The sequence below is a fragment of the Pseudomonas sp. GG8 genome (assembly GCF_052976945.1).
Genome location: NZ_JBRIIP010000001.1, coordinates 4,340,654 through 4,367,268, shown reverse-complemented (window position 1 = coordinate 4,367,268; position 26,615 = coordinate 4,340,654). Strand labels below are relative to the sequence as shown.

Genomic DNA, 26,615 nt, shown 5'->3' with positions numbered 1-26,615 from the left:
CATGCTGCCTGGGCGCGTGATGTGCCGCAGCGGTTGAGTGAGGTAAGCCACGGTGTTGAAAAAAAACCTGTTTCAGGTGCACTGGTTCTTTGGTATCAGCGCCGGACTGGTCCTGGCCTTGATGGGTGTTTCGGGGGCGATCAACTCGTTTCAGGACGAGCTATTGGAGGCGCTCAACCCGAGTCAGTTACGCGTGGAGCAACGCGTCTCAGGGGTTTTATCGCCGGTTGAACTGGTCAGCAAACTTGAGGCTCAGACGGGCAAGGTGGTCGCTTCGCTGTGGGTCGATGCCGACAGTGACAAGGCTGCACGGGTGGCATTTACGCCGCCGCCGGGGGAGCGTCGTGGCGAGCTGAAGTACTTCGACCCCTACACCGGCCAATTGCAGGGAGAGGTCTTCGGGCAGGATTTTTTCGGTCTGAATCTGCAGTTGCACCGTAGCCTGGTGTTGGGCGAGTTCGGTAAGCAGGTCACCGCTGCCAGCACCTTGATTCTGGTGTTTTTATGTCTGTCTGGTCTTTATATGCGTTGGCCGCGCAGAGCCTTGAACTGGCGCATTTGGTTGACCCTGGACTGGGCAAAAAAAGGCCGAGGTTTCAAATGGGATTTGCACTCGGTTTTGGGCACGTGGTGCCTGGTGTTCTATCTGGTGTCAGCGCTGACTGGCCTGATGTGGTCCTACGACTGGTACAGCAACGGTGTGACTAAACTGCTGGGCGACGCGCCCGCTGGCGAGCAGCGCAAGGGCGGCGGCGGTCGCCCAAGTCGTGGGCAGCCGGCAGCAGAAGGTCCGTTGCCGATGGTTGACTACCCTGCGGTGTGGACCAGTATTCAAAGCGTCGCAGGCCCTGAACTGAGCAGCTGGAACCTGCGACTGCCCCCTGTGGCGGGGCAGGCAGCGACGGTCTATTACCTGCTCAAGGATTCGCCGCACCCGCGAGCCCTGAACCAGATCACCCTCGACCCGGCCACGGGTAAGGTCGGCGCCGTATCCCGCTATGCCGACAAGAGCCTCTCCGCGCAGGTGTTGATCAGCAATTATGCGCTGCACGTGGGCAGTTATTTCGGGATCGTCGGGCGCGTGGTGGTGACGGTTGCATCGCTGATGATGCCGCTGTTTTTTATCACCGGGTGGTTGTTGTACCTAGACCGTCGGCGCAAGAAACGCCAGATCAAAACTGCGCGTGGCCAACTGATGCGAGATGTCGGCACGGCCAGCGACGCGCCTGCCTGGCTGATCGGCTTCGCCAGCCAAAGCGGTTTCGCTGAACAGCTGGCGTGGCAGACAGCCGGGCAGCTACAGGCGACGGGCTTGCCGGTGCGTGTACAGCGCTTGGCGGACATCACGGCGCAGGATTTGAAGCAAAGCCACAATGCCTTGTTCGTCGTCAGCACTTTTGGTGACGGCGAGGCACCAGACAGTGCTCGAGGCTTCGAGCGCACGTTGCTCGGCCAGCCCTTGTCGCTGAGTAACCTGAACTACGCGGTGCTGGCCCTGGGCGACCGCCAGTATCAGCATTTCTGCGGCTTCGCCAGACGCTTGCACGGCTGGCTGGCCGAGCGCGGCGGTAACACGCTGTTCGCGCCGATTGAAGTCGACAGTGCTGACAGCGTCGCGCTGCAGCAGTGGCAACGGCAGCTCGGGGAATTGACCGGTAGCGCGCCGTCGATGGCTTGGCAGGCACCGGCGTTCAGCCATTGGACATTGAGCCGACGTGAGTGGCTGAACCCCGGCAGTGGAGGTTCGAAGGTGTTTTTGCTGAGCCTGACGCCACCGACTGCGCAGGAGTGGGACGCTGGGGACCTGGTCGAAGTGCTGCCGCCTGACAGTGCTGTCGTACGCGAATATTCCATCGCGTCGATTCCGGCGGACGGCAGCCTGCAGCTCATCGTTCGTCAGGAAGTGCATGCAGATGGCCGCCTTGGGCTGGGTTCAGGCTGGCTGACTGAGCAGGCCACGCTCAGCGCGTCCATCAGTCTGCGTCTAAGACGAAACAGCAGCTTTCATCTGCCACGCGAGGCGGTGCCGATGATCCTGCTGGGCAACGGCACGGGTCTGGCGGGGTTGCGCAGTTTGCTTAAAGCGCGCATTGCCCAAGGACAGCAACGCAACTGGCTGTTGTTCGGCGAGCGCAATATCGCCCACGACTTTAATTGCCGAGAGGAGCTGCAAGGTTGGTTGGCGGCAGGTGATCTGGCACGACTGGACCTGGCGTTTTCTCGCGATCAGGCCGAGAAAATCTATGTGCAGGACCGTTTGCGTGAATCCGCGGATGAGTTGCGCAAGTGGATGGCTGAAGGCGCGGTCATTTATATCTGCGGCAGCCTGCAAGGCATGGCAATGGGTGTCGAAGATGTACTGGTCGACGTGCTAGGGGCGCTAGAGGTCGCGAGTTTAGTCGAGCAGGGGCGTTATCGACGGGATGTGTATTGAGCGCGGTGTGTCAGACACACCGCGTCAAACGTTCGCGAAGGCGGTGTGGTTGACACACCGCCTTCAGTCCGTCACACGATGAACTGTTCTGCGTGATGGCAGGCAACCTGGCGGTTGTCCAGCAGACGCAGGGCTGGTTCTTCGATAGTGCAGCGCTCGGTCGCGTAGGGGCAACGCTTGTGGAAGGCGCAGCCTCTTGGCGGGTTGAGCGGGTTGGGCAGTTCACCGATGATTTTGATCTTCGGCTTCAGCGGGTCCGGGTGGATAGTCGGGGTCGCCGACAGCAGTGCCTGGGTATAAGGGTGCAGTGGCCGGTTATAAATTTCTTCCTTGGGTCCCATCTCCGCCGGACGTCCGAGGTACATCACCAGTACCGTGTCGGCCACGTGACGCACCACCGACAGGTTGTGGGAGATGAACACGTAAGCGGTATTGAACTCCTTCTGCAAATCCATGAACAGGTTGAGTACCTGCGCCTGAATCGAAACGTCCAGCGCGGAGGTCGGTTCATCCGCCACCAACACCTTGGGTTGCAGCATCATGGCGCGCGCCAGGGCGATACGTTGGCGCTGACCGCCAGAGAACATGTGCGGGTAACGCTGATAATGCTCGGGTCGCAGCCCGACCTGTTGCATCATCGCCTGGACTTTTTCCCGGCGCTCGGCACGGGTCAGATTGGTGTTGATCAGCAACGGCTCGCCCAACTGATCACCGATTTTCTGCCGTGGATTAAGCGATGCATAAGGGCTCTGGAACACCATCTGCACGTCGCGTCGCATCTGTTTGCGTTCGGCTTTGCTGGCACCGGTAACTTCTTGCCCGGCGATTTTCAGCGAGCCGGAGGAGGGCTCTTCGATCAGGGTCAGGGCGCGCGCCAGGGTGGACTTGCCACAGCCCGATTCGCCGACCACCGCCAGGGTCTTGCCAGCTTCCAGCTCGAAGGACACGCCGTTAAGGGCGCGAACCAGAGCGTGCCCTTTGAACAGGCCAAGGGATACTTCGTAGTGACGGGTAAGGTCGCGGGCGGTAAGAACGACGCTCATAACACCAGCTCCTGATTCAGCGGGTAAAAACAGCGGGCAAGGCTATGGGCTTTCGAGTCCAGGCCTGGACGCTGTGTCCGGCAGTTGTCTTGCACGTAGGGGCAGCGCGGTGACAGCAGGCAGCCCTGTGGTCGGTCATAACGTCCTGGCACCATGCCGGGCAGTGTCGCCAGACGTTCTGCGCCCATGCTGTGTTCGGGGATCGCGGCCAGCAAGGCTTCGCTGTAAGGGTGAGCGGGGACGTCGAACAACCCCGGCACCTGACCGATTTCAACGGCTTGCCCCGCGTACATCACGCACACGCGCTGGGCCGTTTCGGCGACTACCGCCAGGTCGTGGGTGATCAGCACCAGTGCCATGTCCTGCTCTTTTTGCAGGCTCAGCAGCAGGTCCATGATTTGTGCCTGAATGGTCACGTCCAGCGCCGTGGTCGGTTCGTCGGCGATCAGCAGTTTCGGCTCGCCGGCAATCGCCATGGCAATCGCCACACGCTGGCTCATGCCGCCGGACAGTTGGTGCGGGTAGGCGTGCAAGCGAGCAGCAGCGCCGGGGATCTCTACTTTCTCCAGCAGTTCCAGTGCGCGTTGGCGTGCGGCTTTGCCAGACATGTTCAAGTGCTGGCGCAACACTTCCTCGATCTGGAAACCCACGGTATAGCTGGGGTTGAGTGCGGTCATCGGGTCCTGGAAGACCATCGCCATGTCTTTGCCGATGATCCGTCGACGCTGACGCGCACTGAGCTTGAGCAGTTCCTGGCCATCGAAGCTCAGGGAATCGGCAGAGACCACGCCGGGTGGATCGATCAAGCTCATCAGCGCCATCATGGTGACCGATTTACCGGAACCCGATTCGCCGACAATGGCCAGTACTTCGCCTTTTTCCACGCTGAGGTCCAGGCCGTCGACAACCGGCACGGCCTTGGCGTCGCCGAAGCGAACGTTGAGATTCTTGATTTCTAAAAGTGACATACGAATCTCCTCAGGCGGCATTCTTGAGTTTCGGGTCCAGCGCGTCGCGCAGTCCGTCACCCATCAGGTTGATTGCCAGCACGCTGAGCAAAATGGTCAGACCGGGCAGACTTACGACCCACCAGGCGCGTTCGATGTAGTCACGGGCCGACGCCAGCATGGTTCCCCATTCAGGGGTTGGCGGTTGCACGCCCAGGCCAAGGAAGCCCAGAGCCGCGGCATCGAGAATCGCCGAGGAAAAGCTCAAGGTCGCTTGTACGATCAGCGGCGCCATGCAGTTAGGCAGCACGGTGATGAACATCAAGCGCGGCAGATTGGCACCGGCCAGACGGGCAGCAGTGACGTAGTCGCGGTTCAGTTCGCCCATCACTGCGGCACGGGTCAGGCGCACGTACGAAGGCAGGGACACGACAGCAATTGCGATGATGGTGTTGATCAGGCCAGGGCCGAGGATGGCGACAATGGCTACAGCCAGCAGCAGCGATGGCAGGGCCAGCATGACGTCCATCAGGCGCATGATCGACGGGCCGAGAATACGCGGGAAGAACCCGGCGAGCAGGCCCATCAGAATCCCCGGAATCAATGACATGACCACCGAGGACAAACCGATCAGCAGCGATAGGCGCGAGCCTGTGATCAGACGCGACAGCAGGTCGCGGCCCAATTCATCGGTGCCGAGCAGGAATTGCCATTGGCCGCCTGCGAGCCAGACCGGTGGGGTCAGCAGGAAGTCGCGGTATTGCTCGGTGGGGTCATGGGGCGCGACCCACGGGGCGAAAAGGGCACAGAACACGATCAAGGTCATGAATATCAGACCGGCAACGGCGCCTTTGTTTTGCGCAAATGCTTGCCAGAATTCTTTGTACGGCGAGGGGTACAGCAGGCTTTGATCGACTGCTACCACGGGAGTAGGTGTGCTCATTAGGATGATCTCAGCGCTGGTGACGGATGCGTGGGTTGGCAAAGCCGTAGAGGATGTCCACCACGAAGTTGACCAGAATCACCAGGCAGGCGATTAACAGGATGCCGTTTTGCACCACGGGATAGTCCCGGGCGCCAATGGCTTCGATCAGCCACTTGCCGATACCGGGCCAGGAGAAAATCGTTTCGGTCAGTACCGCACCCGCCAGCAGTGTGCCGACTTGCAGACCGAATACAGTCAGTACCGGGATCAGCGCATTACGCAGGCCGTGAACGAACACTACCCGCGCCGGCGACAGGCCTTTGGCCCGGGCGGTACGCACATAGTCTTCACGCAGCACTTCGAGCATCGAAGAGCGAGTCATCCGGGCGATCACCGCCAAGGGGATGGTGCCCAGCACGATGGCCGGCAGAATCAAGTGATGCAGGGCATCTAGGAAGGAGCCTGCTTCATCACTGAGCAACGTATCGATCAGCATGAAGCCGGTTCTCGGCGGTATGTCGTACAGCAGGTCGATGCGCCCGGACACGGGGGTCCAGCCCAGCGATACCGAGAAGAACATGATCAGGATCAGGCCCCACCAGAAGATCGGCATCGAATACCCCGCGAGGGAGATGCCCATGACCCCATGGTCGAACAGCGATCCCCGCTTGAGTGCCGCGATCACCCCGGCCAGCAGGCCCAGGATGCCCGCGAAAATCAGCGCGGTAGTCGCCAGCTCCAGGGTGGCGGGGAACAGCGCGGTGAACTCCGTCCAGACGCTTTCGCGCGTGCGCAACGATTCGCCGAGATCGCCGTGGGCGAGCTTGCCGACGTAATCGAGGTACTGCGCATACAGGGGTTTGTTCAGGCCAAGACGTTCCATGGCTTGAGCGTGCATTTCCGGATCGACCCGGCGCTCCCCCATCATGACTTCGACCGGATCACCCGGGATCAAGCGAATCAAGGCAAAGGTCAGCAGGGTGATGCCGAAGAAGGTGGGTATCAACAATCCCACGCGGCGGGCAATAAAACTAAACATCTTCTGGTGTACCTCATCAGCCGGTTAGGCGTGCCCCGGTGAAGCTCGGGTTACGAGCGGCACCGGTGTTTTTATCTACTTCACCCGAGTGGTGGCGAAGTTGTTATTGGTCAGCGGACTGATGTGATAGCCCTCGACATTCTTGCGCATCGCCGTAAACAGTTTGGGGTGGGCCAAACTTATCCACGGTTGTTCCTGGTGAAAAATGTGCTGGGCTTGCTCGTAGAGTACGGCTCGTTCTGCGGGGTCGGTCGTCGCGCGTGCCTTGGAGATAGCTTCTTCGAATGCCTTGTTGCACCAACGAGCGTAATTTTCACCATTTTTTGCGGCGTCACAACTGAGGATCGGTGTCAGGAAATTGTCCGGGTCACCGTTGTCACCTGCCCAGCCGGCGAACACCATGTCATGTTCTCCGTTCTTGGCGCGCTTAAGCATCTCGCCCCATTCCAGAACGCGAATATCCACCTTGATACCTATCTGCGCCAGATCCGATTGCAGCATCTGAGCGCCGACCAGCGGATTCGGGTTGGTGACGGCACCACCGTTACGGCTGAACAGGGTGAACACCTGCCCTTTTGGGACACCGGCTTCTTTCAATAGTGCGCGGGCCTTGTCCAGATCACGAGGTGGATTCTGGATATCTGCAGCGTAGCCGAGAAGCGTTGGCGGATACGGGTTGACCCCTTCGGTGGCTTTGCCTTCACCGAACAAGGCTCTGATATAGGCTTTTTTGTCGAAGGCCATATTGATCGCTTCACGCACCCGCACATCGCTCAAATAAGGGTGTGACGTATTGATCGCAATGTAACTGGTCATCATGGCTTCCATCTCGTCAATCTTGAGATTGGGGTCAGCCTTGATGCTGGCAATGTCGTCAGGTTTTGGATAAAGCGCGATCTGGCACTCGTTAGCCTTGAGCTTTTGCAGGCGAGTATTGTTGTCGAGCGTGATGGCGAAAATCAGCGCTTCGCTGGGCACAGTCCCCTTCCAGTAGTCAGGGTTGGCTTTAAAACGGACCTGTGCGTCTTTGGCGTAGCGAACCAGGATGAACGGGCCGGTGCCAATAGGTTTGCTGTTCAGCTCGCCGGTTTTACCGGCCTTGAGCAATTGATCGCCGTACTCGGCTGAGTAGATCGACGTAAAGGGCATTGCCAAGTCGCGCAGGAAAGGAGATTCAGGACGGGACAGGGCGAACTTGACGGTGTAGTCGTCGAGTTTTTCGACGCTTTTGAGCAGGTCATTAAAACCCATGCTCTCGAAATAGGGGAATCCGAGGAGTGATTTATCATGCCATGGGTGCTTCGGGTCCAGTTGACGCTGGAAGCTCCACAGGACGTCATCGGCATTCATCTCACGCGTCGGCTTGAAGTAATCAGTGGTCTGGAATTTCACCCCGTGGCGCAAGTGGAAGGTATAGCTGAGGCCGTCCGGGCTGATGTCCCAACGTTCGGCCAGACCCGGTGCGGTATCGCTGGTGCCGGGTATGAACGCTACCAGTCGATCAAGGATAGTTTCCGCCGAGGCGTCGGCTGTGACGGCCGTCGAGTACTGCACAATATCGAAACCTTCAGGGCTGGCCTCGGTGCAGACCACCAGGGGTTTGGCTGAAACACTGACGGCGACGCTGAGCAGAGCTAACGCAATCGAGGTTCGTAGAGAAAGCAATTTCATATAGACCCTCCGTAAACACATGAGCGGTGATGGCCTGTGCGGCTGATTGCGGAGGGCTCCGGGTTTCAGCCGCACAAGGCGCTATCGACGATTTAAAGAATGTTGAATGGAATCGTGGTCACCAGACGCAACTCGTTCAGGCTGCCGTCGACTTGGTTCTCACTGGCGCGGTGGGTGGTGTAAGTCGCGCGCACAGTGGTGTCCTTGAGTGGGCCATTCTGCAGGGTGTAGCTGGTGCCGATCCCGTATTCCTGGTGTTTCTCACCGTCCATCTTTTTCACGTCGTAGGCAGTGCCGGTGTAGTGAGTACCGTCGATGCCCCAGCCACGAGCCTCGTACACATTGAATTTCAGCCCTGGTACGCCGTACGCAGCCATGTTCAGCACGTAACCGATCTGGAAGGATTTTTCGTTCGGTCCGTTGAAGTCCGAGAGCAGGGAGTTGGCCAGAAAAATACCGTTGGTCTCGTGGGCGTAGTCGAAGTACTCGTTACCGGCCACTTCCTGGTACGCGAAGGTCAGGCTGTGCGCAAGGTGAGTCGCGGTGAACGACAGGCTGAAGGTGTCGTTGTCGATCGCGCCGAGTTTGCTTTGGCCTGAGTCCTTGGTTTTGTAGTAGTTGAACCCGGTGGTCAGGCCCACGATCGAGGTGTCACCCAGGTCGTGAGTGATGCCGACGTAGTACTGCTTCCAGAAGTCTTCCAGGTCAGATGCGTAGAAGCTGGCCGTCAGGGCTTTGGAGGGTTTGTAGTCAACACCGGCCATGCTCAGGCGGTCGGCGGTGGCGGTGCTGCTGGCGTACTCGGAGCGGAATCGGGTCATGCTCTGTTCGGTACGCGGCGATACGCGGTCGAAACTGCCCGCCTGAAATGACAGGTTGTTGAACTCTTCGCTGAGCAGGCTGAAACCGTTGAAGCTCGAAGGCAGCGCACGGTTGCCAATGTAGGCAATGACCGGCGTGTTCATGGACTGGCGACCGGCGGTCAATGTGCTGTTGGAAATACGCGCCTTGACGTTGCCCAGGCCCATTTTGCTCCATTGGTCGACGGCATCACCGTTGCTATCGGTGAGGGTACGGTTTCCGCCGCCGGCGATACGCGCATGGCCCGCTTCAAGCGCGACTTCGTTGTAAATGGCGACTTCAGTGCCAATCCCGACCGTGCCTTCGGTGAAGCCCGAGGTGTAGTTGAAGATGGTGCCTTGGGTCCAGGTATCACGACGGTTGGTGGGAACTTTTTGGCCGTTTTTTTGATAGCTGAAGAGGTCTTCGCGCGTACTGCGTTCCCGTGCGTAGAAGTTACGGGTGGATCCTGTCAGATGCTGGTCTTCGATAAAGCCTTTGGCGCCGTCTTGAGCGTTGGAGGTACTCAACGTTGTCGGGACGAACGCCTGGCTGGCGTTTTCTGCATGAGCCATGGCGCCCAAGGTGGTAACGGACACGGCTAATAGAACGGTACTGGTCTTTCTCACGATATGAAGCTCCCTTTACTACTTTTATAAGGGCCAGTCTTATGGGTGATCTGGCTTGATGGAACACGGCTAGCGCACGCTTCAATGCCTCTGTGCACGCAAGGCATCAAATCGCCGGAATAGCGTTGCCGGAAGCGAAGATCTCGCCCCAGCGTGAATATCGAGCAAACGACGACGGAACATCCGTGATCCAGACGTGTGCTCTGATCACTCAGTTATGTTCGCCAATAGCAAAGCCATAAGCCTTCGAAGGTATGTTCGTCAGGCCGTCCAGTAAATAGTCCCGAGTGCTTCAGAACTTGTAGGAAACATACCTAGAGAGTGTGGGTAACTGCCGATTCGGCAGTTACCCAACTGACCTGAGTTTCTATAAGTCCCGGAAGTGGATGTCACTGCGCCGTGTATAACAGCGCAGTGACAACACCCTTACTTGCTAACGCTCACACCGTAAAAGGAGTTCAGAGCAAATGGGCTGATCTTGAAGTCCTGCACGTTGCTGCGCATAGGTTGGTAGACGGTGGAGTGCGCGATAGGCGTCATCGGCACGGCGTCTTTGAGGAGGTGTTGCGCCTGCTTGTACAGTTCGGTGCGCTTGGCCTGATCCGGGGTTGCCTTGGCTTGCTTGATGATGGCGTCGTACGGTTTGTCACACCATTTCGAGAAGTTGTTGCCGTTCAGTGCGTCGCAACCGAACAGGGTGCCCAGCCAGTTGTCCGGGTCACCGTTATCGCCGCTCCAGCCAATCAGCATCGCGCCGTTTTCACCCGCTTTGGCGCGTTTGATGTACTCGCCCCATTCGTACGTGACGATCTTGGCCTTGATACCGATCTTAGACCAGTCGGACTGGAGCATCTCGGCCATCAACTTGGCGTTGGGGTTATACGGACGCTGAACCGGCATCGCCCACAGAGTGATCTCGGTCCCTTCTTTAACGCCGGCTTCCTTGAGCAGCGCTTTGGCTTTCTCAGGGTTGTAGCCCGCATCTTTGATGGTGGTGTCATACGACCATTGAGTCGGCGGCATGGCGTTGACGGCCAGTTGGCCCGCACCCTGATACACGGAATCGATGATCTGCTGTTTGTTCACCGCCATGTCCAGCGCTTGACGTACTTTCAGCTGGGCCATCGGGTTTGGCGTGTCGCTGCCCTTGATCTTGTCCATGACGTTGTAAGCGATGTAGCCGAGGTTGAAACCTGCCTGGTGCGGCATTTTCAGCTCTTTGTCCGCTTCGAGCGCTTTAAGATCGGCTGGGCGCGGGAACAGGGTGATCTGGCATTCTCCTTTCTTGAGCTTCTGCATACGCACCGACGGGTCGGTGGTGATGGCGAAGATCAGGTTGTCGACTTTGACGTCTTCAGGCTTCCAGTAATCCTTGTTGCCGGTGTAACGGATGTTCGAATCTTTTTGGTAGCTCTTGAACACAAACGGACCGGTGCCGATCGGCTTCTGGTTGATGTCCTGAGCCTTGCCTTCCTTGAGCAACTGCGCGGCGTATTCAGCGGACTGAATGGACGCGAAGCTCATGGCCATGTTCTGGATGAACGCAGCGTCGACAGTCTTGAGCGTGAACTTGACGGTGTGGTCGTCAAGTTTCTCGACCTTATCGATATTGGTATCCATGCCCATGTCGGTGAAGTACGGGAACTCGGTCGGGTAGGCTTTGCGGAACGGATCGTCTTTGTTGAGCATGCGGTTGAACGTGAACAGCACGTCATCGGCATTGAAGTCACGCGTCGGCTTGAAGTAAGGCGTGGTGTGGAACTTCACCCCGTCGCGCAGATGGAAAGTGTAGGTCAGGACGTCAGGAGAAATGTCCCAACTGGTCGCCAACCCTGGAATGACCGCAGTGCCCCCGCGCTCGAACTGGCTCAGACGGTTGAACATGGTCTCGGCTGACGCGTCGAAGTCGGTGCCGGTGGTGTATTGGCCTGGGTCGAAACCGGCCGGGCTGCCTTCGGAGCAAAACACCAGGTTGGTAGCGGCTTGGGCGAAGGGAGCGCTGGCAATCAAACCTGCGCTGAGTAGAAACGGAATGACCGCGTTTTTGAGCATGGTGGCCTCATGTTGTTGTCATTTTTTAGATAGAGGGTGCGACCTCGTGAGTCGATCCTGCCGATACTTATGCAGGGGCCGTACCCAAAGCAAGATGGTGGCGCCAAGGAATCGTCAAACAGTGGTACGAGCGTACAAGAATGTCGCATTCATGTACGTTCGTGCCTATTTGATCGTTTGCGTGGTTGTTTTCAGAGGAGTTCGCTGCACCGCAGGAGGGCAGCCGGGCGTGTGAAATGCACCCGGTTAGCGCGAGAGTGTTACTGATTGCTATTTATTCAGACTGACACCATAGAACGGAGTCAGGCCAAACGGGCTGAGTTTGAAGTTCTGCACCTCTTTGCGCAGTGGCTGAAATACCTTGGAATTGGCAATCGGAGTAATCGGCACCTGCTCCTTGAGAATGTGCTGAGCCTGCTGATAAAGCCTGATCCGCTCTGCGCGGTCACGGCTCAATTTGGCCTGCTGCACCAGCGTGTCATACGCCGGATCGCACCACTTGGCGAAGTTGCTGCCGTTGACCGCCGCGCAGCTGTAGAGCACGCCGAGCCAGTTGTCAGGGTCGCCGTTGTCGCCGGTCCAGCCATAAATCATCACGTCGTGCTCGCCATTCTTGGCGCGCTTGATGTACTCACCCCATTCGTAACTGACGATGTTGGCCTTGATCCCGATTTTTGCCCAGTCGGCCTGGATCATCTGCGCTGACATTCGCGCATTGGGGTTCGACGCCCGCTGTACGGTCATGGCCCACAGGCTGATTTCGGTGCCCGGCGCGATCCCTGCTTCCTTGAGCAGTTGCCTGGCCTTGGTTGGGTTGTAGGGTGCATCCTTGATCGTGGGGTCATAACTCCACTGGTTGGGTGGCAGGGCGTTTTGCGCGAGTTGCCCGGCGCTCTGGTAAACCGCCTTGATGATCGCCGGCTTGTCGATGGCCATGTCCAGCGCCTGGCGTACCTTGAGCTGATCCAGCGGTTTGTGAGTGACGTTATAGGCGAGAAAACCAAGGTTGAAGCCGGGTTGGCTGAGCACCTGGATGTTCGGGTCTTTTTCCATCAGTTCGATGTCTTGTGGGCGCGGGTAACCGCTGACCTGGCATTCGCCGGTCTTGAGTTTTTGCAGACGCACCGCAGCATCGCTGTTGATAGAAAACACCAGATTGTCGAGTTTCACATCCTCTGGCTTCCAATACGTCGGGTTGGCGCTGTAGCGGATCTGCGAGTCCTTTTGATAGCGCTTGAACACGAAAGGCCCCGTGCCAATCGGCTTTTGATTGATGTCGGCGGCCTTTCCTTCCTTGAGCAACTGCGCGGCATATTCAGCGGACTGGATCGAGGCGAAGCTCATGGCCAGATTCTGGATAAAGGCGGCATCGACGTTGTTCAGGCTGAAACGCACGGTGTGTTCATCAACCTTGTCGACGCTCTTGATCGTGGTGTTCAGGCCCATGTCGTTGAAGTACGGCGACTCGGACGGGTAAGCCTTGCGAAACGGATGATTCGGATCGAGCAGGCGATCAAAGGTGAACAACACATCGTCGGCGTTGAAATCCCGAGTGGGTGTGAAGTAATCGGTGGTGTGGAATTTAACGTTTTCGCGCAGGTGGAAGGTGTAACTCAGGCCATCGCTGGACACCTCCCAGCGGGTGGCCAGGCCAGGTTCGACTTCCGTGCTGCCGCGCTCGAATTGCGTCAACCGATTGAACACGGTTTCGGCCGACGCATCGAAGTCAGTGCCACTGGTGTATTGGCTTGGATCGAAACCTGCAGGGCTGGCTTCCGAGCAGTACACCAGGGTGCTGGCGGCCTGGGCGACAGGCGTGCAGGCCAGCAATACGGCGGCGAGGAGCAGTGGTTTAAAGGCAGTCTTGTCCATAGTGGCCTCGAGGAAGTAGTGCAAGCGCGTTGTCGGAAATGATCCGGCGATGTGGATCGCCACGATAAACGTAAGCGAGCGGGCATTACAGGTTGCATCACGGCACCCAGTTATGCAGCAACAGCTCGATAATTTCACTCGCCCGCTGCGTCGGCAGTCGCATCAGTACGTCCTTCAGATACTCGTACGGATCAATGCCCATTGAGCTTGGCCGACTGGATCAGGCTCATCAACGCTGCGGCGCGTTTGCCGCTGCGCAACGATCCAGCAAAGAGTCCATTCTTGCAACTTGTCGCCCAAGGCCTGATCTGCTGCTCTGCGTGGTTGATATTTATGGGTATTGCACCGTCATCGAGACAGCGAGACAAGGCCTTTCAGCGTTTCAGGCTGTACTTGGCGATGGCCACGCCAGCGTGGGCGCTCAGACTGGCTATTTGCAGATACGAATTTGGCGCAATTGCAGCTTCAGTACACGTAAACGATTGACGCGCAGATGTCGGGTGGACGCTCACAGTCCTTGAGCAGAAAAACTCGGCTCAAGTTTTCTGAAGACTTAGCGATAATGACAATGAGCGCTTACCTAACCCTGAAGGTCACCCCATGCTTTCCAGATTCACTATTGTTCAGAAACTAAGCGCTGGATTCGGATTAATCATTCTGATTATCTGCATTTTGATCGGTCTGGTTCGCGACGCCTTCAGCAAAATCGAAGACGCCACGAACTGGAATATTCATACCTATATGGTTCTGGATATCAGCAATAGACTTGTCATCAGTCTGACCAATATCGAGACGGGGATGCGGGGTTTCGCACTGAGTGGTGAAGACGATTTTTTGGCCCCGTTGACGTCTGGACGAAGCAGCTTCGACCAGTCGCTTGGAGAACTTCAACGGCTGACCTCCGATAATCCGGCGCAACAGCAACGCTTGATGGAGATTAAGGCAACGCAGCAAAAATGGTATAGCGAAGACATTGAGGGCACGCTGGCCTTGAAGCGGTCTGTGGTCGCAGGAAAAGCGACCTTCGATGACCTCGTTCTGCGCATCAAGGGTCGTCAGGACAAAGTGAAGATGGACGGCATGCGCAAGCTGATTGCCGATTTGCAAGGGGATGAGCAGAAGCTCCTGGGCGTACGCACCAAGACGTTGGAAGATGCAGCCAGATCGGCCAATTTGAGCATGCTCATCGGTGGCCTGCTTGCGGCATTGGCGGCGCTGGCGGTGGCCTTAAGCCTGTCCTCATTGATTCGCAGGCGTCTGAATCTGGCGATTGACGCTGCAAAGCATATTGCCGCTGGACGTCTCGACATCCCAATCGAAAACGTAAGCCAAGATGAGATTGGCAGGCTGCTCGAAGCTTTCAGCGAGATGCAAACACGGCTACGCACAATGATCACCGAGATCAAGAGCGGCGCTGAAAAATTGCTGAGCTCGGCCACCGAGATTTCTCACACCTCTGATGACTTATCGGCAGCAGCGTTGGATCAGTCTCAATCAGTTTCGTCAATGGCTGCCACAGTCGAAGAACTGACGGTGAGCATCAGTCACGTAGCGGCTAGTGCAAATGAAGCACACGGCATCTCCACTGAATCCGGGAGGCACTCGATCGAGGGTGGTACGGTCATTCAAAACACACTGCAAAGCATGAACCTGATAGCCAGTACGGTGCAGAGTTCCGCTCACCAAATAGCTGATTTGGGCCGAGACATTGAGCAAATTACCTCCATCGTGAACGTGATCAGTGCAATCGCCGAGCAGACCAATCTTTTGGCGTTGAATGCCGCCATCGAGGCTGCACGCGCAGGAGATCAGGGTCGTGGCTTTGCCGTCGTCGCCGATGAAGTGAGATTGCTGGCGCAGCGCACCGGCAAGTCGACGTCTGAAATCGGCGAAATGATCCAGAAAATTCAGATCAGCGCACAAGACGCCGTCAAACAGATGGAAGTGGGTGTGAAACAGGTCAATAGCGGGTTGGTATTGGCGAACTCTGCCAATACTGCAATTGACCAGATTCGCGGCGGTGCCAGCCAAATTGTCGGCGTCGTCGATCAAATTTCAATGGCGCTTAACGAACAAAGCGCAGCGAGTCAGGACGTTGCCCGCAGCGTCGAGCGCATTGCTCAGATGGCCCAAAGCAGCAGCCATAACATCACAGCAGCATCGCGAAATGCGACGGCCATCGAGAAGTTAGCGCTGATGCTGGATAAGCAGGTGTCACAGTTCAGGATTTAGGGCTGAGCGCTGCAGAGCGCAACATCTGAGTCCTGACGGGTTAGTTTGAGTGGGTAAAGGACACGACCGATTCAAAGAAAAAACAGCCCGACTTCATACGCCTCAAAGTAAGCGTCTGCCCAACTCACCTTGCGTAAGTCAGGAAGGCACCCACTGATGCGGCAGCAATTGTCCGATCTCACTCGCACGCTGTGTCGGCAGACGCACAAGCACATCCTTGAGATAAGCATATGGGGCATGCCCATTCATGCGCGCCGACTGGATCAAGCTCATGATCGCTGCGGCGCTTTTTCCTGCCGTATTCGCCAACGATCTTCGTCGGTCATTTCCCGCGCTTGCCGCTCGACTTCGTACAACCCGCCAATTGAGTGCAGTGCCTGCTCAGCCAGTTGGCTTTTGTTCGTCGCGTGCAGGTCGAAGAACTTGCGGCGGGCGTGAGCCATGCAGCCGATTTCGGTGATGCCTTGCTGGAAGCTTGCTTTGTAACCGGCGCGATCATCTGCACCAGCGTTTCGTCAGCGTGGATCACGCCTTGAGCAAGCACTATCTCGCGCAGCGAGTCGACCAAGGGTTGGAGTTGCACGCCGGTTTGGCCGACCCATTGCGCCAGTGTCGAGCGGGAGATTGCCAGACTGGCGCGGCCAAAAATTTTCTCTTGGCGATACAGAGGCAAATGGTCAGCGAACTTGGCCACCATCACGTGAGCCAGTAGCCCTGCGGTCGGGATGCCCTTGTCGATTTCCTGGGCTGGAACGGGTGCCTGAGTCAGCGTTTCACACTCGCGGCAGGCCCATTCCCCACGCACGTGCTGCTCGACGGTGAACACGCCCGGCGTGTAGTCCAGCTTCTCGCCTGAAGATTCGATTTCAGTAGGTGGTGTCAGTTTCGGCATCTGTTTATGAAGTCCGCTTCCTGGCTGCTGGGACAAGGCATCTAGCCCGCCCTCATCATACCGGCGCTTCCACTGACCAATGATGTCGAATTTCCGGATATCAAACAGCGCACCAGCTTGACGGTAGGACAGCTCCTCATCGCGCATGCGTTGCAATACGTTCAGTTTGAAGGCTGCGCTGTAGTGCTTCTTCTTTTTGTTTTGAATGCCTGCGATGCCATGCACCCGGAACGCTGCGACCCATTTCCGTAGCGATGAAGCATCTACCCCGTGACGATGTGAGACAACTTTAAGGCCCGCATTCCCGGAGCAGTAATCTTCGACGGCGGACAGCTTCGTCTGCTCTGTGTATTTATTCATGAGACACCCCAACGGTTATGTCCAACCTTTGGGGTGCAGATCAAAATAGGTGGACACCATCGCCCTAACCGTTGGGATCAGGAAGGTGTATTGGCCAGACGCTTACCAGACAACGACAGAATGTCGCACTACTTCGTTTCCCTACAAGGTTTGTTTAGTCCTTTTGCCCCAGGAACTCCTTGAATTTAGTAGCGGTGACTCCAGCAGGGGTGAGCTTCCACAGTTCAAGTAGGGGATTAGCGTCAGTACCGATCAGGGCGTTTAAAAAGTGGGAGCCGTCTTCCTTAAATCTCTCCAGTCCCTGCACAACGCTGTTGTGCAGTTGCTCATGCACTTTATCCAAATCGCTTATTCGCGTGCTGCTAAGGACGAGGTCGGGGTGTTTTTCGGCCCACTCTCGTACCTTACCATCCTGCCAGTCGCAATCCAGGGGGTGGACGAAGTAAGAGGATGCGACAGTTACAGGATCGGCACCCGGCTTATCTTCCCAATGCCCTAGCATGGCTTGTGCAACCCGAAGAACTGCATCTCGGGCCAGCAACACGGCAAGGGAATGAAGCGGGTGTTCGGCATGATCCTTGGCCAGCTGTGAGTGGGTCGGGTCAGTTGAGCCACTGGTATTGGGGTTGTCACCGAGCAAGGTCTGGCTATCGTCGATGCTGTTTCCCAACAATGTCAGCATGCCTTGCATGATTGTACCGACAGCATTGCTCAGTACTTGTAGGGGGGTACCCAACTGCCATTGCAGCTTCTCCACCCATTCGGAAAAAGGCAAGTCGGCCCATGTATCACGAACCTGAAGGTATCCTTCGAAGGCCGGAAGCAGCATTTCGTTTGGATGCTCACCGAGCAAAATCAGGATCAGTTGGTCTTGTTCAGAGCGAAAGCCAGCCTTGGTGGGTTCAAACGTTGTGTCTTTTGTCGAAAATAATATCTCCCCGAGAGGTGCTGCCAGACTGGCGATAACATCGCTGGTACCGAACATGCCGGTGACCAGCGGCAGGCTCCGCTTGCAATCGGCTTTCGAGGTCCATGGCAACACATCCTCGTAGCCCATTTTGATCAAGCTCAGTTCGACGAAATTGGAGTGAGCAAAAAAATCTTCCAGAGTATGCAGTGCCGCGCCGAACGACCTGAGCCCGTCGGTAGATGATGGCCCTTCCTGCATTGCCTTCTTCAATTCGCCGACCATAACGTCAACCGAACGTTGGATATAGCGTTTTTTCGAGGTCTCGAAGTCGACTTGCAACAACGGATTGTCAGGCAGAACCCAAGGTTCGAAGTCCGCGTCGCGCTGCTTGGGATCGGCCGGTTCAGGTTTCACCACTTTAGGATTATCAATGTGTTCGCTTGGACGATAGACGCCCAGCCTCTGTGGCGTCACCTTGAATTTATCCCGATCTATCTTCATCAACGCTGGGAATTCACGGATGGCCAGTACATCCACTATCTGCGTCAACGCCTCACGGGAGAGCACGTCCGGGAAATTTTTAGGCATGGTAGTCGCTCGCACAATCTTGGGATCAAGCAATTGCGAGTAGTCGCGCAACCAGTTACCGAAATAAATGGCCTCAATCTCATTTGTGCTAAATGCGACGGAGGCCAGCACCTCCTCAATGGTCCGGTGGGTCGATTTCGTTTTGTCCCCGGCTCCGGCTTCGAAGCGTTCCCTGTCGGCATTCTGCGACGATGACGACAGCTTCTCGTCGATGGGAATCTGAGAGATCAAATGCATCGCTTCGGTGTAATTGACAGGGATGGAAAACTCGCTTCCATCGTCTGTGATATAGCGGGCTATATGCACTTCGGTCAGGTCGATTGGGCTCAACAGAGACATATGCAATGCATACCTCGATCCTTCTTCTCCAGGAGCATCCTTGTTCAGGAGGGCGGTGCCGTCAGGTTTTACGTCCGCCAGATCCTTGCGTAATACATTGTCCAAATGATGTCCGAATTCATGGAGCAGAACCGCCAGCAACTCCCATGAGGTCTCTGGATTTGTGACGACGTACTCCAATGCTGTTGCATGGATTCGAATGGTGCGGTCCTGATTGTCGTATTCGGCAGGGTAATGTCCGTATGCGTCCGGGCATCCCGTCTTGCGTCACTAAACCGGTTGCCACCTGTGCGGCAGCAGCTCCGCAATCTCACTCGCCCGCTGCGTCGGCAGGCGCGTGAGGACGTCCTTCAAATAAGCATACGGGTCATGCCCGTTGAGCCGCGCCGACTGGATCAAACTCATGATCGCCGCCGCGCGTTTACCGCTGCGCAGTGATCCTGCAAAGAGCCAATTTTTGCGACCTAACGCCCACGGCCGGATCTGGTTCTCTGCCCAGTTATTATCAATGGGCACAGCACCGTCATCGAGATAGCGCGACAGCGCCGTCCAGCGTTTGAGGCTGTAATCCAGAGCTTTGCTTATCGCCGAGCCGTCGTGCACGATCTGGCGCTGGGCGATCATCCAGGCATGCAGAGCATCCATCACCGGTACCGCTTTTTCTTGCCGTATTCGGCGGCGTAAATCCGGTTCAAGGTCGCGGACTTCACGTTCGATTTCGTACAGCAACTGGATGTAGCGCAAGGCCTGCTCGGCGAGCTGGCTCTTGTTGGTGGCGTGCAATTCGAAGAACTTGCGCCGCGCATGGGCCATGCAGCCGATCTCGGTCACGCCGAGTTCAAAGCTTGCCTTGTAGCCGCCAAAATCATCGCAGACCAGCTTGCCCTTCCAGTCTTGCAGGAAGTTGCGGGCGTGTTCTCCTGCGCGGCTGGGGCTGAAGTCGTAAACGATCGCCGCCAAATCCGAGAACTGGCTGGTGGCGTAGGCCCAGACATAAGCTCGATGGGTTTTCTTCGCTCCCGGCGTGAGCATCTGCACCGGCGTTTCATCGGCGTGGATCACGTCATGCTCGAGCACAGCATCACGCAAGGCATCGACCAGCGGCTGCAACTGCACGCCACAGTTGCCGACCCATTGCGCCAAGGTTGAGCGGGCGATGGCCAAACCAGCGCGACCAAAAATCGACTCTTGGCGATAGAGCGGCAAGTGGTCGGCGAACTTCGCGATCATCACATGGGCCAGCAGCCCGGCGGTCGGTATGCCTTTGTCGATGACCTGCGCCGGAACCGGTGCCTGGATCAGGGTTTCGCACTGATCGCAGACCCACTTGCCACGGATGTGACGCTCGACGGTGAACACGCCGGGCGTGTAGTCGAGTTTCTCGCTGACATCCTCGCCGATACGCTTGAGGGCGCAGCCGCATTGGCAGTGGCTGTTGTCGGGTTCGTGGTGGATCAGGGTGCGCGGAAACTGCGGCGGCAACGCGGTGCGTTTAGGTTTTTGCCGAGTCTCGGTCGAAACCGGCGCAGGTTGCAGCGCCTCAAGCTCGGCTTCGATGGCTGCGATATCGGTGTCGATCAGGTCATCGAGCAGACTGGCTTGATCCGGGCATAATTGCTCGCTGCGCTTGGCAAACTTGAAGCGCTTGAGCTGCGCGATCTCGTGGGCCAGTTTCTCGTTGACCGTTTTGTGGTGGTGGATTTGCTTGCCCATTGTCTCGACTTTCTGATCGAGACTCTCGACACGCTGCATCAACTGCGCCGCCAGAGCGCGCAGTTGTTCAGGGTTTAGTTGGTCGAGATTGGGGAGCGAAGTCATGCCGCCGATTCTGCCAGAGCAAGGCTACACCGGCGATAGACTCATCGGACAATTGCACGGCCAGGCTGGCCATGGCAGGCGTCACACGATGGAAATCGCGCTGCCTGGCCCAACTCTTTGCCAAGGCAAACCCAGCACCAGGGCATGCAGTTGTTCGGCACCTAATTCCACCTGAGAGCCGTGTCGAGAACCCGGCCAGAAGAACTTGCCTTGATGCAGGCGGCGCGCCGCCAGCCAAATACCCAACCCGTCGTGCACCAGCACTTTCATGCGATTTGCGCGGCGGTTGGCAAACAAATAAGCACAGTGCGGCTGCGCCGCACCGAACACGGCGACCACACGCGCCAGAGCGGTTTCGGTGCCGGCGCGCATGTCCATGGGCTCGGTGGCGAGCCAGATGGAGTCGATGCGGATCATTGCAACAAGTCTCGAAGAAATGTCGCGCAGGCAGCCGCGCTTTCGGTCGGCCAGTTCACTTTGACTGTGCCGCGTGGGTGGGGAATTTCGAGGCAAATAGTAGCAGCGGTGATATCAGGTCGTGACGTCGGCGACGGTAATGTCAGCGGGATGAAGGCAGGTTGTAGGGCGACAGTTTTTTGCGATTGCAGCCGAATCCACTTATGGACGAGGTTCGCGTTGAGGTTGTGGCTCAGCGCGACGCTGGCAATCGAGGCGCCAAGTTCAGAGCACTCTTGAATGACACCGGCTTTGAAGGATTTGGAGTAGGAACGGCGTTGTGGTTGCATGAAAGACCCGCTTAAAAGGCTAGAAATGGTGTCCACTTAATTTAAGTGCACACCATCGCCCTTTGGCGTCGGGGTCAGGAAGGTGTGTTGGCCGGACGGATACTAATGTCCTTCGGATACCACCTGATATTCAGGGTTTTGGATTGTCCTTTCTCTTAATGCATTTTGAAGTTTCATGTAAGTGTGCGACGGAATATCGAGCCCGAAAATCGGTGCCATCAAGAGGGCGAACTCTGATCCGGTGGTGCGCTCTGCCAGTGCCATCAAGTGGTCCAGAGCAAAGGTGCTGTGCAACTGGTTTGGGGGGGGATCCATGTACATGAATACCTGGCGCCGGGCAGTTGGTTTGGTGGGGCGCAGCAAGTGTTCGGTGTAGCAACGAGGGTTATCTGAAGGGTCGTTAAGAGGCTTCATCCGTGATTCCATAAAAAGTGGCGCGTCAATGCACCCTGTTTGAGGGCTGCTCAATGCGCAAAAGAATGAGTAGGTGTTGCGAGGATGGAGTTTACGGTTTGCGCAATTGATGCCAATCAGGCGGATCAGCGAGTGCTGTAGGGCAACGGTCTGGCGGGAGGGCGGAATGTGGGTGGGGAAGAACAGAAAACGGCGGCAACCAGCGGCTGCCGCCGTGATTGCATCACTGCATCAACACTTCGATCACGCCATCGGCGTTGACACTGACCTGGCTGGTACCGGCTTCGACTTCCGGGGTGGGGGCGGACTCGGCGCGGGCGGCTTTCATCATCATGACGGGGGCACGCTGGTATGGCTGCGGATAACCCGACGTATTGAGGTTCAGGTTGACCAGCTTGTAACCCTTGCCACCCAAGGCGTCGGTCACCAGCTGAGCACGGTTTTTGAAAGCGGCGACGGCGTCCTTGAGCAGGGTGTCTTCGCTGGCTTTGCGCGTGGGAGGGGAAATGGCGAAGTCCATGCCGCCCATTTTCAAATCTTCCAGCAGTTCGCCAGTCAGTTTGGAGAGTGCGGCAAAGTCCGCGCTCTCGAGGCGCAATTCGGAGCGTTCGCGCCAGCCGGTGATTTTCTGGCCTTTGTCATCATAGATCGGGTAGCTGTTGCGGCTGCCCTGACGAATCGTGATGTCCTTGACCTGGCGCGCCTGGCCGAGGGCCTTGTTCATGGTTTCGGTGATTTGTGCAGCCAGTTTGGCCGGATCCGTGTCCTGCGCTTCGCTGTACAGCGTGACCATCATCAAGTCGCGTTGGACTTCCTGGCTGACTTCGGCACGTACAGAAACCTGGTTGTAACGAACCTCTTCAGCCAACGCAGGCAGACTGGCAAGCGTTGTGGCGCCAAGGGCGAAGAGGGCGGCAGTGGGGCGAAGGCTGAACATAAAAACTCCTTGTTAACGAACCGGCTGCGACGGGTAACCGTCAGACGGAAAACTATAAGACTGTAGACGAACCATTCAGGTTCCGGCAGCCGTTTCCCTGTGGGAGAATTCATTCGTGAATGAATCCGCTCCCACGCGGCCTTTTGTATAGAGGCGTTTGCGTCTTTTCAGCGTATGTGGCGCTTTGACGCAGTTTTCGCTGTTTTCACCTTTGCTTGGTTATACTCGCTGCGATTCGCCTGCAGCGCTCATCAGGAGAGCTCATGCTCGCCCCCGTTCAACTGCTTTCAGCTACCCGCCAGAACCTGTGGCGCCTGACCGTTATCCGTACGTTGGTACTGGCCGCGCAAGCGGGTTCGGTGGGTATTGCCTATTTGTTCGACTTGCTGCCACTACCGTGGCTGCCATTGGCGATCACCCTCGGGGTCTCCATGGTCCTGTGCGTGATGACGGCCATTCGCCTGCGCACGTCGTGGCCGGTTACCGAGCTGGAGTACGCCGTACAGCTGGCACTCGACATGCTGATCCACAGTGTGCTGCTGTATTTTTCCGGCGGTTCGACCAACCCGTTTGTTTCCTATTATCTGGTGCCGTTGACCATTGCTGCGGTGACCCTGCCGTGGCTGTACTCACTGATGCTCTCGGGCCTGGCGCTGGTCAGCTACACGCTGTTGCTGGTGCAGTTTTATCCGATGGGCACCTTTCCCATCGCCCGCGAGAACATGCAGATCTATGGCATGTGGCTGAGCTTTGCTCTGGCGGCGGCGGTCATTACTTTCTTTGCGGCGAAGATGGCCGAAGAGTTGCGGCGTCAGGAACAACTGCGTGCAGAGCGTCGGGAAGAAGGCCTGCGTGATCAACAATTATTGGCGGTCGCGACCCAGGCAGCTGGCGCGGCCCACGAATTGGGTACACCCTTGGCGACCATGAGTGTGCTGATCAAGGAAATGCGCCAGGATCATAGCGATCCGCTGTTACAGGAAGACCTCGGCGTGCTGCAAGAGCAGGTCCAACAGTGCAAGCAAACCCTGCAACAGCTGGTGCGCGCGGCTGAAGCTAACCGGCGATTGGTGATCGATGAACAAGACGTCACCGATTGGCTGGACCAAGCCCTTAACCGTTGGCACCTGATGCGCCCCGAAGCCAGCTATCGCTTCCAGCGCCTGGGCCAAGGCACAGTGCCAAGCCTGGCGCCGCCGCCGGACTTGACTCAGGCATTGCTCAATCTGCTGAACAACGCCGCCGATGCCTGCCCGGAAGGGCTGGAAGTACATCTGGGCTGGGACGCCGAAGAAATCTGCATCAGTATTCGTGACCATGGGGCGGGTGTGCCGCCGGCAATCGCCGAACAAATTGGCAAACCGTTTTTTACCACCAAAGGCAAAGGCTTCGGCCTAGGCCTATTTTTGAGCAAGGCCAGCGTGACCCGCGCAGGTGGCTCGGTAAAACTCTACAGTCATGAGGAAGGCGGGACGCTCACTGAGCTTCGCCTGCCCCGTGGCGCCCGAGGAGACAAACATGAGTGACGAGATCCAAGTGGAAGGCGAAGAGCTGCCGCATTTATTGCTGGTAGACGATGACGCCACCTTCACCCGCGTGATGGCGCGGGCTATGAGCCGCCGTGGTTTCCGCGTCAGCACCGCAGGTTCGGCAGAAGAGGGGCTGGCCCTGGCCTTGAATGACGTGCCTGAATACGCTGCGCTCGACCTGAAAATGAATGGCGACTCCGGTTTGGTTCTGCTGCCCAAGCTGCTGGAAATCGACCCGGAAATGCGCGTGGTGATCCTCACCGGTTATTCGAGCATCGCCACTGCTGTCGAAGCAATCAAGCGTGGCGCCTGCAACTACCTGTGCAAGCCGGCCGACGCTGATGATGTGCTGGCGGCCTTGCTGTCCGAGCACGCTGATCTGGATACGCTGGTGCCAGACAACCCGATGTCGGTGGATCGCCTGCAGTGGGAGCACATTCAACGTGTGCTCACTGAGCACGAAGGCAATATTTCCGCGACGGCGCGGGCGCTGGGCATGCATCGCAGGACCTTGCAGCGTAAATTGCAGAAGCGGCCGGTTCGGCGCTGAACGGGGACTGAACGAATGTCTCAGGACTTCGCGAAGCAGCAAGCCGATCATCTATGATCGGCCCGACGCGAGTTCTCTATCCCAATCGAGCCTGAATAATGAATCGCAACGCCGAGTATTCTGCGGTCAATGACGCCGTACGCGGAGAGTTCTTTCGCCGCGTCTGGAAGCTGATAACGCCGTACTGGCGCAGTGAAGAAAAGGGTATGGCCTGGCTACTGCTGGTCTCCGTGATCGCGCTTTCGCTGTTCAGCGTGGCGATCTCGGTGATGATCAACAGCTGGTACAAAGACTTTTATAACGCGCTGCAAGAGAAAGACCTGGCAGCGTTTACCCACCTGATTCTGTATTTCTGTGGCATCGCCACGGTGGCGATTCTGGGGGCGGTATACCGTCTCTATCTGACGCAGATGCTGACCATCCGCTGGCGTCGCTGGCTGACCGAACAGCACTTTACCAAATGGCTCAGCCACAAGAACTACTACCAGTTGGAGCAACACGGCTACACCGATAACCCTGACCAACGGCTGTCCGAAGACCTCAACAGTTTCACCACCAGCACCCTGAGTCTGGCACTGGGTTTGATCCGGACGGTGGTCAGTCTGGTATCGTTCTCGATCATTCTGTGGGGTGTGTCGGGCAGTATCGACCTCTTCGGCATCACGATTCCCGGCTACATGTTTTGGGCCGCGTTTCTGTATGCGGTAGTGGGCAGCTGGCTGACCCACAAAATTGGGCAGCGTCTGATCAAGCTGAGCAACCAGCAAGAGCGCTACGAAGCCGATTTGCGTTTCGCCCTGGTGCGGGTTCGCGAAAATGCTGAAAGCATCGCGTTCTCCAACGGTGAGCCTAATGAAAACAAGCGCTTGAGCGCACGCTTCGGCATGATCTGGAGCAACTACTGGAACGTCATGAAGGTCTCCAAACGCCTGACCTTCTTCACCGCGGGTTATTCGCAGATTGCCACCGTATTTGCTTTCGTCGTGGCGTCACCGCGTTATTTCTCCGGCGCGATCGAGCTGGGCGGTCTGATGCAGATCAACTCTGCATTCGGCAACGTGCAAGAAAACTTCAGCTGGTTCATTGATGCGTACACCACGCTCGCCTCGTGGCGCGCCACGTGTGACCGGTTGCTGAGCTTCCGGCAGGGCATGGCGGACAATGAAGCGCGCACCTCAACCATCAATTTGGACCGAGACGGTGATGGCCTGCATTTTGACAATCTGGCGCTGAACCTGGCGGATGGTCGTGAGCTGCTGGCTGGCGCCAACCTGAACATCGTTCGCGGTGACCGGGTCATGCTCAGCGGTCGTTCCGGCAGCGGCAAAAGTACCTTGCTGCGAGCGTTGGGCGGGTTGTGGAGCGATGGGCAGGGCAACGTGAAGCTGCCCGCCGAGCGTTATCTGTTTTTGCCGCAAAGGCCTTATTTGCCAATCGGCACACTGCGCGAAGCCTTAAGTTATCCACAGGCACCCGAAGCGTATCCCGTCGAGCGCTTTGCTCAGGTGCTTGAAATCTGCCGTTTGATGCACTTGGTACCGCGTCTGGATGAAAGCGATCACTGGCAGCGCATGTTGTCCCCAGGCGAGCAACAGCGTGTGGCCTTCTCCCGGGCGTTGCTCTATGCACCCAGCTGGCTGTACCTGGATGAAGCGACTTCAGCCATGGACGAGGAAGACGAGGCGGTTCTGTACCAGGCGCTGATCGACGAGTTACCGGACGTGACCTTGCTTAGTATCGGCCATCGCAGCAGTCTCAAACGCTTCCATCGACGGCATCTGCGGATTGACGGTGGGCAACTGCGCGAGCAATCTCATCCTGAATTGGTTGTTTGAAACCAATAATCTG

General features: G+C 57.2%; 19 protein-coding genes and 3 pseudogenes. 5 read left to right on the top strand and 17 right to left on the bottom strand.

The features are described from left to right. Positions 1-52 precede the first annotated feature (52 nt). Complete coding sequence (locus tag ACVBEG_RS20945; RefSeq protein ID WP_447108275.1) at positions 53-2,434, top strand: PepSY domain-containing protein; 2,382 nt, start codon at positions 53-55, stop codon at positions 2,432-2,434. A gap of 71 nt (positions 2,435-2,505) precedes the next feature. Here ACVBEG_RS20945 and ACVBEG_RS20940 read toward each other — a convergent pair whose 3' ends face one another. From ACVBEG_RS20940 to ACVBEG_RS20900, 9 genes and pseudogenes are all read right to left on the bottom strand, one after another. Beyond that, positions 2,506-3,477, bottom strand: coding sequence for a peptide ABC transporter ATP-binding protein (locus ACVBEG_RS20940; protein ID WP_447108274.1), 972 nt, complete (start codon positions 3,475-3,477; stop codon positions 2,506-2,508). Beyond that, the gene (locus ACVBEG_RS20935; protein WP_322278181.1) at positions 3,474-4,445 is read right to left on the bottom strand and encodes an ABC transporter ATP-binding protein; all 972 of its coding nucleotides are present in this window, start codon (positions 4,443-4,445) and stop codon (positions 3,474-3,476) included. Before ACVBEG_RS20935 ends, ACVBEG_RS20940 begins: the two co-directional genes overlap by 4 nt. Before the next feature lie 10 nt (positions 4,446-4,455). Then, a complete protein-coding gene (locus tag ACVBEG_RS20930) occupies positions 4,456-5,367 on the bottom strand; it encodes an ABC transporter permease subunit (protein ID WP_322278183.1) in 912 nt (303 codons plus the stop codon). Between the two features lie 10 nt (positions 5,368-5,377). Then, complete coding sequence (locus ACVBEG_RS20925; RefSeq protein WP_322278185.1) at positions 5,378-6,388, bottom strand: ABC transporter permease subunit; 1,011 nt, start codon at positions 6,386-6,388, stop codon at positions 5,378-5,380. Positions 6,389-6,463: 75 nt separating this feature from the next. After that, complete coding sequence (locus ACVBEG_RS20920; protein WP_322278187.1) at positions 6,464-8,059, bottom strand: ABC transporter substrate-binding protein; 1,596 nt, start codon at positions 8,057-8,059, stop codon at positions 6,464-6,466. Between the two features lie 92 nt (positions 8,060-8,151). Beyond that, positions 8,152-9,528 (bottom strand): OprD family porin, encoded by a 1,377-nt coding sequence (locus ACVBEG_RS20915; protein WP_322278189.1) that lies wholly within the window; start codon positions 9,526-9,528, stop codon positions 8,152-8,154. 426 nt (positions 9,529-9,954) lie between these two features. After that, on the bottom strand, positions 9,955-11,580 hold the full coding sequence (locus tag ACVBEG_RS20910) for an ABC transporter substrate-binding protein (RefSeq protein ID WP_322278190.1): 1,626 nt from the start codon (positions 11,578-11,580) through the stop codon (positions 9,955-9,957). 270 nt (positions 11,581-11,850) lie between these two features. Then, positions 11,851-13,452: an ABC transporter substrate-binding protein gene (locus ACVBEG_RS20905; RefSeq protein WP_323566385.1), complete on the bottom strand. Its 1,602-nt coding sequence runs from the start codon at positions 13,450-13,452 to the stop codon at positions 11,851-11,853. 97 nt (positions 13,453-13,549) lie between these two features. Next, positions 13,550-13,844, bottom strand: a pseudogene (locus tag ACVBEG_RS20900) (transposase domain-containing protein); the annotation flags it as partial. Positions 13,845-14,052: 208 nt separating this feature from the next. On the opposite strand from ACVBEG_RS20900, the gene ACVBEG_RS20895 reads away from it, so the two are divergent. After that, positions 14,053-15,684, top strand: coding sequence for a methyl-accepting chemotaxis protein (locus ACVBEG_RS20895; protein WP_323566386.1), 1,632 nt, complete (start codon positions 14,053-14,055; stop codon positions 15,682-15,684). Between the two features lie 138 nt (positions 15,685-15,822). Here the strand turns inward: ACVBEG_RS20895 and ACVBEG_RS20890 are convergent. The 8 genes and pseudogenes from ACVBEG_RS20890 to ACVBEG_RS20855 form a co-directional block, all read right to left on the bottom strand. Beyond that, positions 15,823-16,720, bottom strand: a pseudogene (locus ACVBEG_RS20890) (IS66 family transposase); the annotation flags it as partial. Positions 16,721-16,852: 132 nt separating this feature from the next. Continuing rightward, a pseudogene (locus tag ACVBEG_RS20885) lies at positions 16,853-16,936 on the bottom strand (hypothetical protein); the annotation flags it as partial. Between the two features lie 154 nt (positions 16,937-17,090). After that, positions 17,091-18,671 (bottom strand): HET-C-related protein, encoded by a 1,581-nt coding sequence (locus tag ACVBEG_RS20880; RefSeq protein ID WP_447108483.1) that lies wholly within the window; start codon positions 18,669-18,671, stop codon positions 17,091-17,093. A gap of 372 nt (positions 18,672-19,043) precedes the next feature. Next, positions 19,044-20,591: an IS66 family transposase gene (gene tnpC, locus ACVBEG_RS20875; RefSeq protein WP_447108273.1), complete on the bottom strand. Its 1,548-nt coding sequence runs from the start codon at positions 20,589-20,591 to the stop codon at positions 19,044-19,046. 81 nt (positions 20,592-20,672) lie between these two features. After that, positions 20,673-21,008, bottom strand: coding sequence for an IS66 family insertion sequence element accessory protein TnpB (tnpB, locus tag ACVBEG_RS20870; RefSeq protein WP_447108272.1), 336 nt, complete (start codon positions 21,006-21,008; stop codon positions 20,673-20,675). Next, the gene (tnpA, locus tag ACVBEG_RS20865) at positions 21,005-21,373 is read right to left on the bottom strand and encodes an IS66-like element accessory protein TnpA (RefSeq protein ID WP_447108271.1); all 369 of its coding nucleotides are present in this window, start codon (positions 21,371-21,373) and stop codon (positions 21,005-21,007) included. Before tnpA ends, tnpB begins: the two co-directional genes overlap by 4 nt. Before the next feature lie 66 nt (positions 21,374-21,439). Beyond that, positions 21,440-21,751 (bottom strand): hypothetical protein, encoded by a 312-nt coding sequence (locus ACVBEG_RS20860; protein ID WP_447108270.1) that lies wholly within the window; start codon positions 21,749-21,751, stop codon positions 21,440-21,442. 223 nt (positions 21,752-21,974) lie between these two features. Continuing rightward, positions 21,975-22,688 carry an SIMPL domain-containing protein gene (locus tag ACVBEG_RS20855; RefSeq protein WP_322278198.1) on the bottom strand — a complete coding sequence of 238 codons (714 nt, stop codon included), beginning with the start codon at positions 22,686-22,688 and terminating at the stop codon, positions 21,975-21,977. Between the two features lie 263 nt (positions 22,689-22,951). Here ACVBEG_RS20855 and ACVBEG_RS20850 point away from each other — a divergent pair, with 263 nt between their 5' ends. The 3 genes from ACVBEG_RS20850 to ACVBEG_RS20840 all read left to right on the top strand — a co-directional run bounded on the left by ACVBEG_RS20850 (position 22,952) and on the right by ACVBEG_RS20840 (position 26,602). Beyond that, positions 22,952-24,214: an ATP-binding protein gene (locus ACVBEG_RS20850; protein ID WP_323566387.1), complete on the top strand. Its 1,263-nt coding sequence runs from the start codon at positions 22,952-22,954 to the stop codon at positions 24,212-24,214. Beyond that, positions 24,207-24,767 (top strand): response regulator transcription factor, encoded by a 561-nt coding sequence (locus tag ACVBEG_RS20845; RefSeq protein WP_322177726.1) that lies wholly within the window; start codon positions 24,207-24,209, stop codon positions 24,765-24,767. The genes ACVBEG_RS20850 and ACVBEG_RS20845 overlap by 8 nt, the downstream gene beginning before the upstream one ends. A 98-nt stretch (positions 24,768-24,865) precedes the next feature. Continuing rightward, entirely contained in the window at positions 24,866-26,602 is a 1,737-nt protein-coding gene (locus ACVBEG_RS20840; RefSeq protein ID WP_322278202.1) for an ABC transporter ATP-binding protein/permease, read from the top strand. Positions 26,603-26,615 lie beyond the last annotated feature (13 nt).

Excerpts from the sequence above, each read along its gene's own strand:
- ACVBEG_RS20855 (WP_322278198.1), bottom strand. The coding sequence starts at position 22,688 with ATGTTCAGCCTTCGCCCCACTGCCGCCCTCTTCGCCCTTGGCGCCACA.
- ACVBEG_RS20925 (WP_322278185.1), bottom strand. The coding sequence starts at position 6,388 with ATGTTTAGTTTTATTGCCCGCCGCGTGGGATTGTTGATACCCACCTTC.
- ACVBEG_RS20930 (WP_322278183.1), bottom strand. The coding sequence starts at position 5,367 with ATGAGCACACCTACTCCCGTGGTAGCAGTCGATCAAAGCCTGCTGTAC.
- ACVBEG_RS20910 (WP_322278190.1), bottom strand. The coding sequence starts at position 11,580 with ATGCTCAAAAACGCGGTCATTCCGTTTCTACTCAGCGCAGGTTTGATT.
- ACVBEG_RS20935 (WP_322278181.1), bottom strand. The coding sequence starts at position 4,445 with ATGTCACTTTTAGAAATCAAGAATCTCAACGTTCGCTTCGGCGACGCC.
- ACVBEG_RS20850 (WP_323566387.1), top strand. The coding sequence starts at position 22,952 with ATGCTCGCCCCCGTTCAACTGCTTTCAGCTACCCGCCAGAACCTGTGG.
- tnpC (WP_447108273.1), bottom strand. The coding sequence starts at position 20,591 with ATGACTTCGCTCCCCAATCTCGACCAACTAAACCCTGAACAACTGCGC.
- ACVBEG_RS20905 (WP_323566385.1), bottom strand. The coding sequence starts at position 13,452 with ATGGACAAGACTGCCTTTAAACCACTGCTCCTCGCCGCCGTATTGCTG.
- ACVBEG_RS20880 (WP_447108483.1), bottom strand. The coding sequence starts at position 18,671 with ATGCATTTGATCTCTCAGATTCCCATCGACGAGAAGCTGTCGTCATCG.
- ACVBEG_RS20920 (WP_322278187.1), bottom strand. The coding sequence starts at position 8,059 with ATGAAATTGCTTTCTCTACGAACCTCGATTGCGTTAGCTCTGCTCAGC.
- ACVBEG_RS20895 (WP_323566386.1), top strand. The coding sequence starts at position 14,053 with ATGCTTTCCAGATTCACTATTGTTCAGAAACTAAGCGCTGGATTCGGA.
- tnpB (WP_447108272.1), bottom strand. The coding sequence starts at position 21,008 with ATGATCCGCATCGACTCCATCTGGCTCGCCACCGAGCCCATGGACATG.
- ACVBEG_RS20940 (WP_447108274.1), bottom strand. The coding sequence starts at position 3,477 with ATGAGCGTCGTTCTTACCGCCCGCGACCTTACCCGTCACTACGAAGTA.
- ACVBEG_RS20860 (WP_447108270.1), bottom strand. The coding sequence starts at position 21,751 with ATGAAGCCTCTTAACGACCCTTCAGATAACCCTCGTTGCTACACCGAA.
- ACVBEG_RS20840 (WP_322278202.1), top strand. The coding sequence starts at position 24,866 with ATGAATCGCAACGCCGAGTATTCTGCGGTCAATGACGCCGTACGCGGA.
- ACVBEG_RS20845 (WP_322177726.1), top strand. The coding sequence starts at position 24,207 with ATGAGTGACGAGATCCAAGTGGAAGGCGAAGAGCTGCCGCATTTATTG.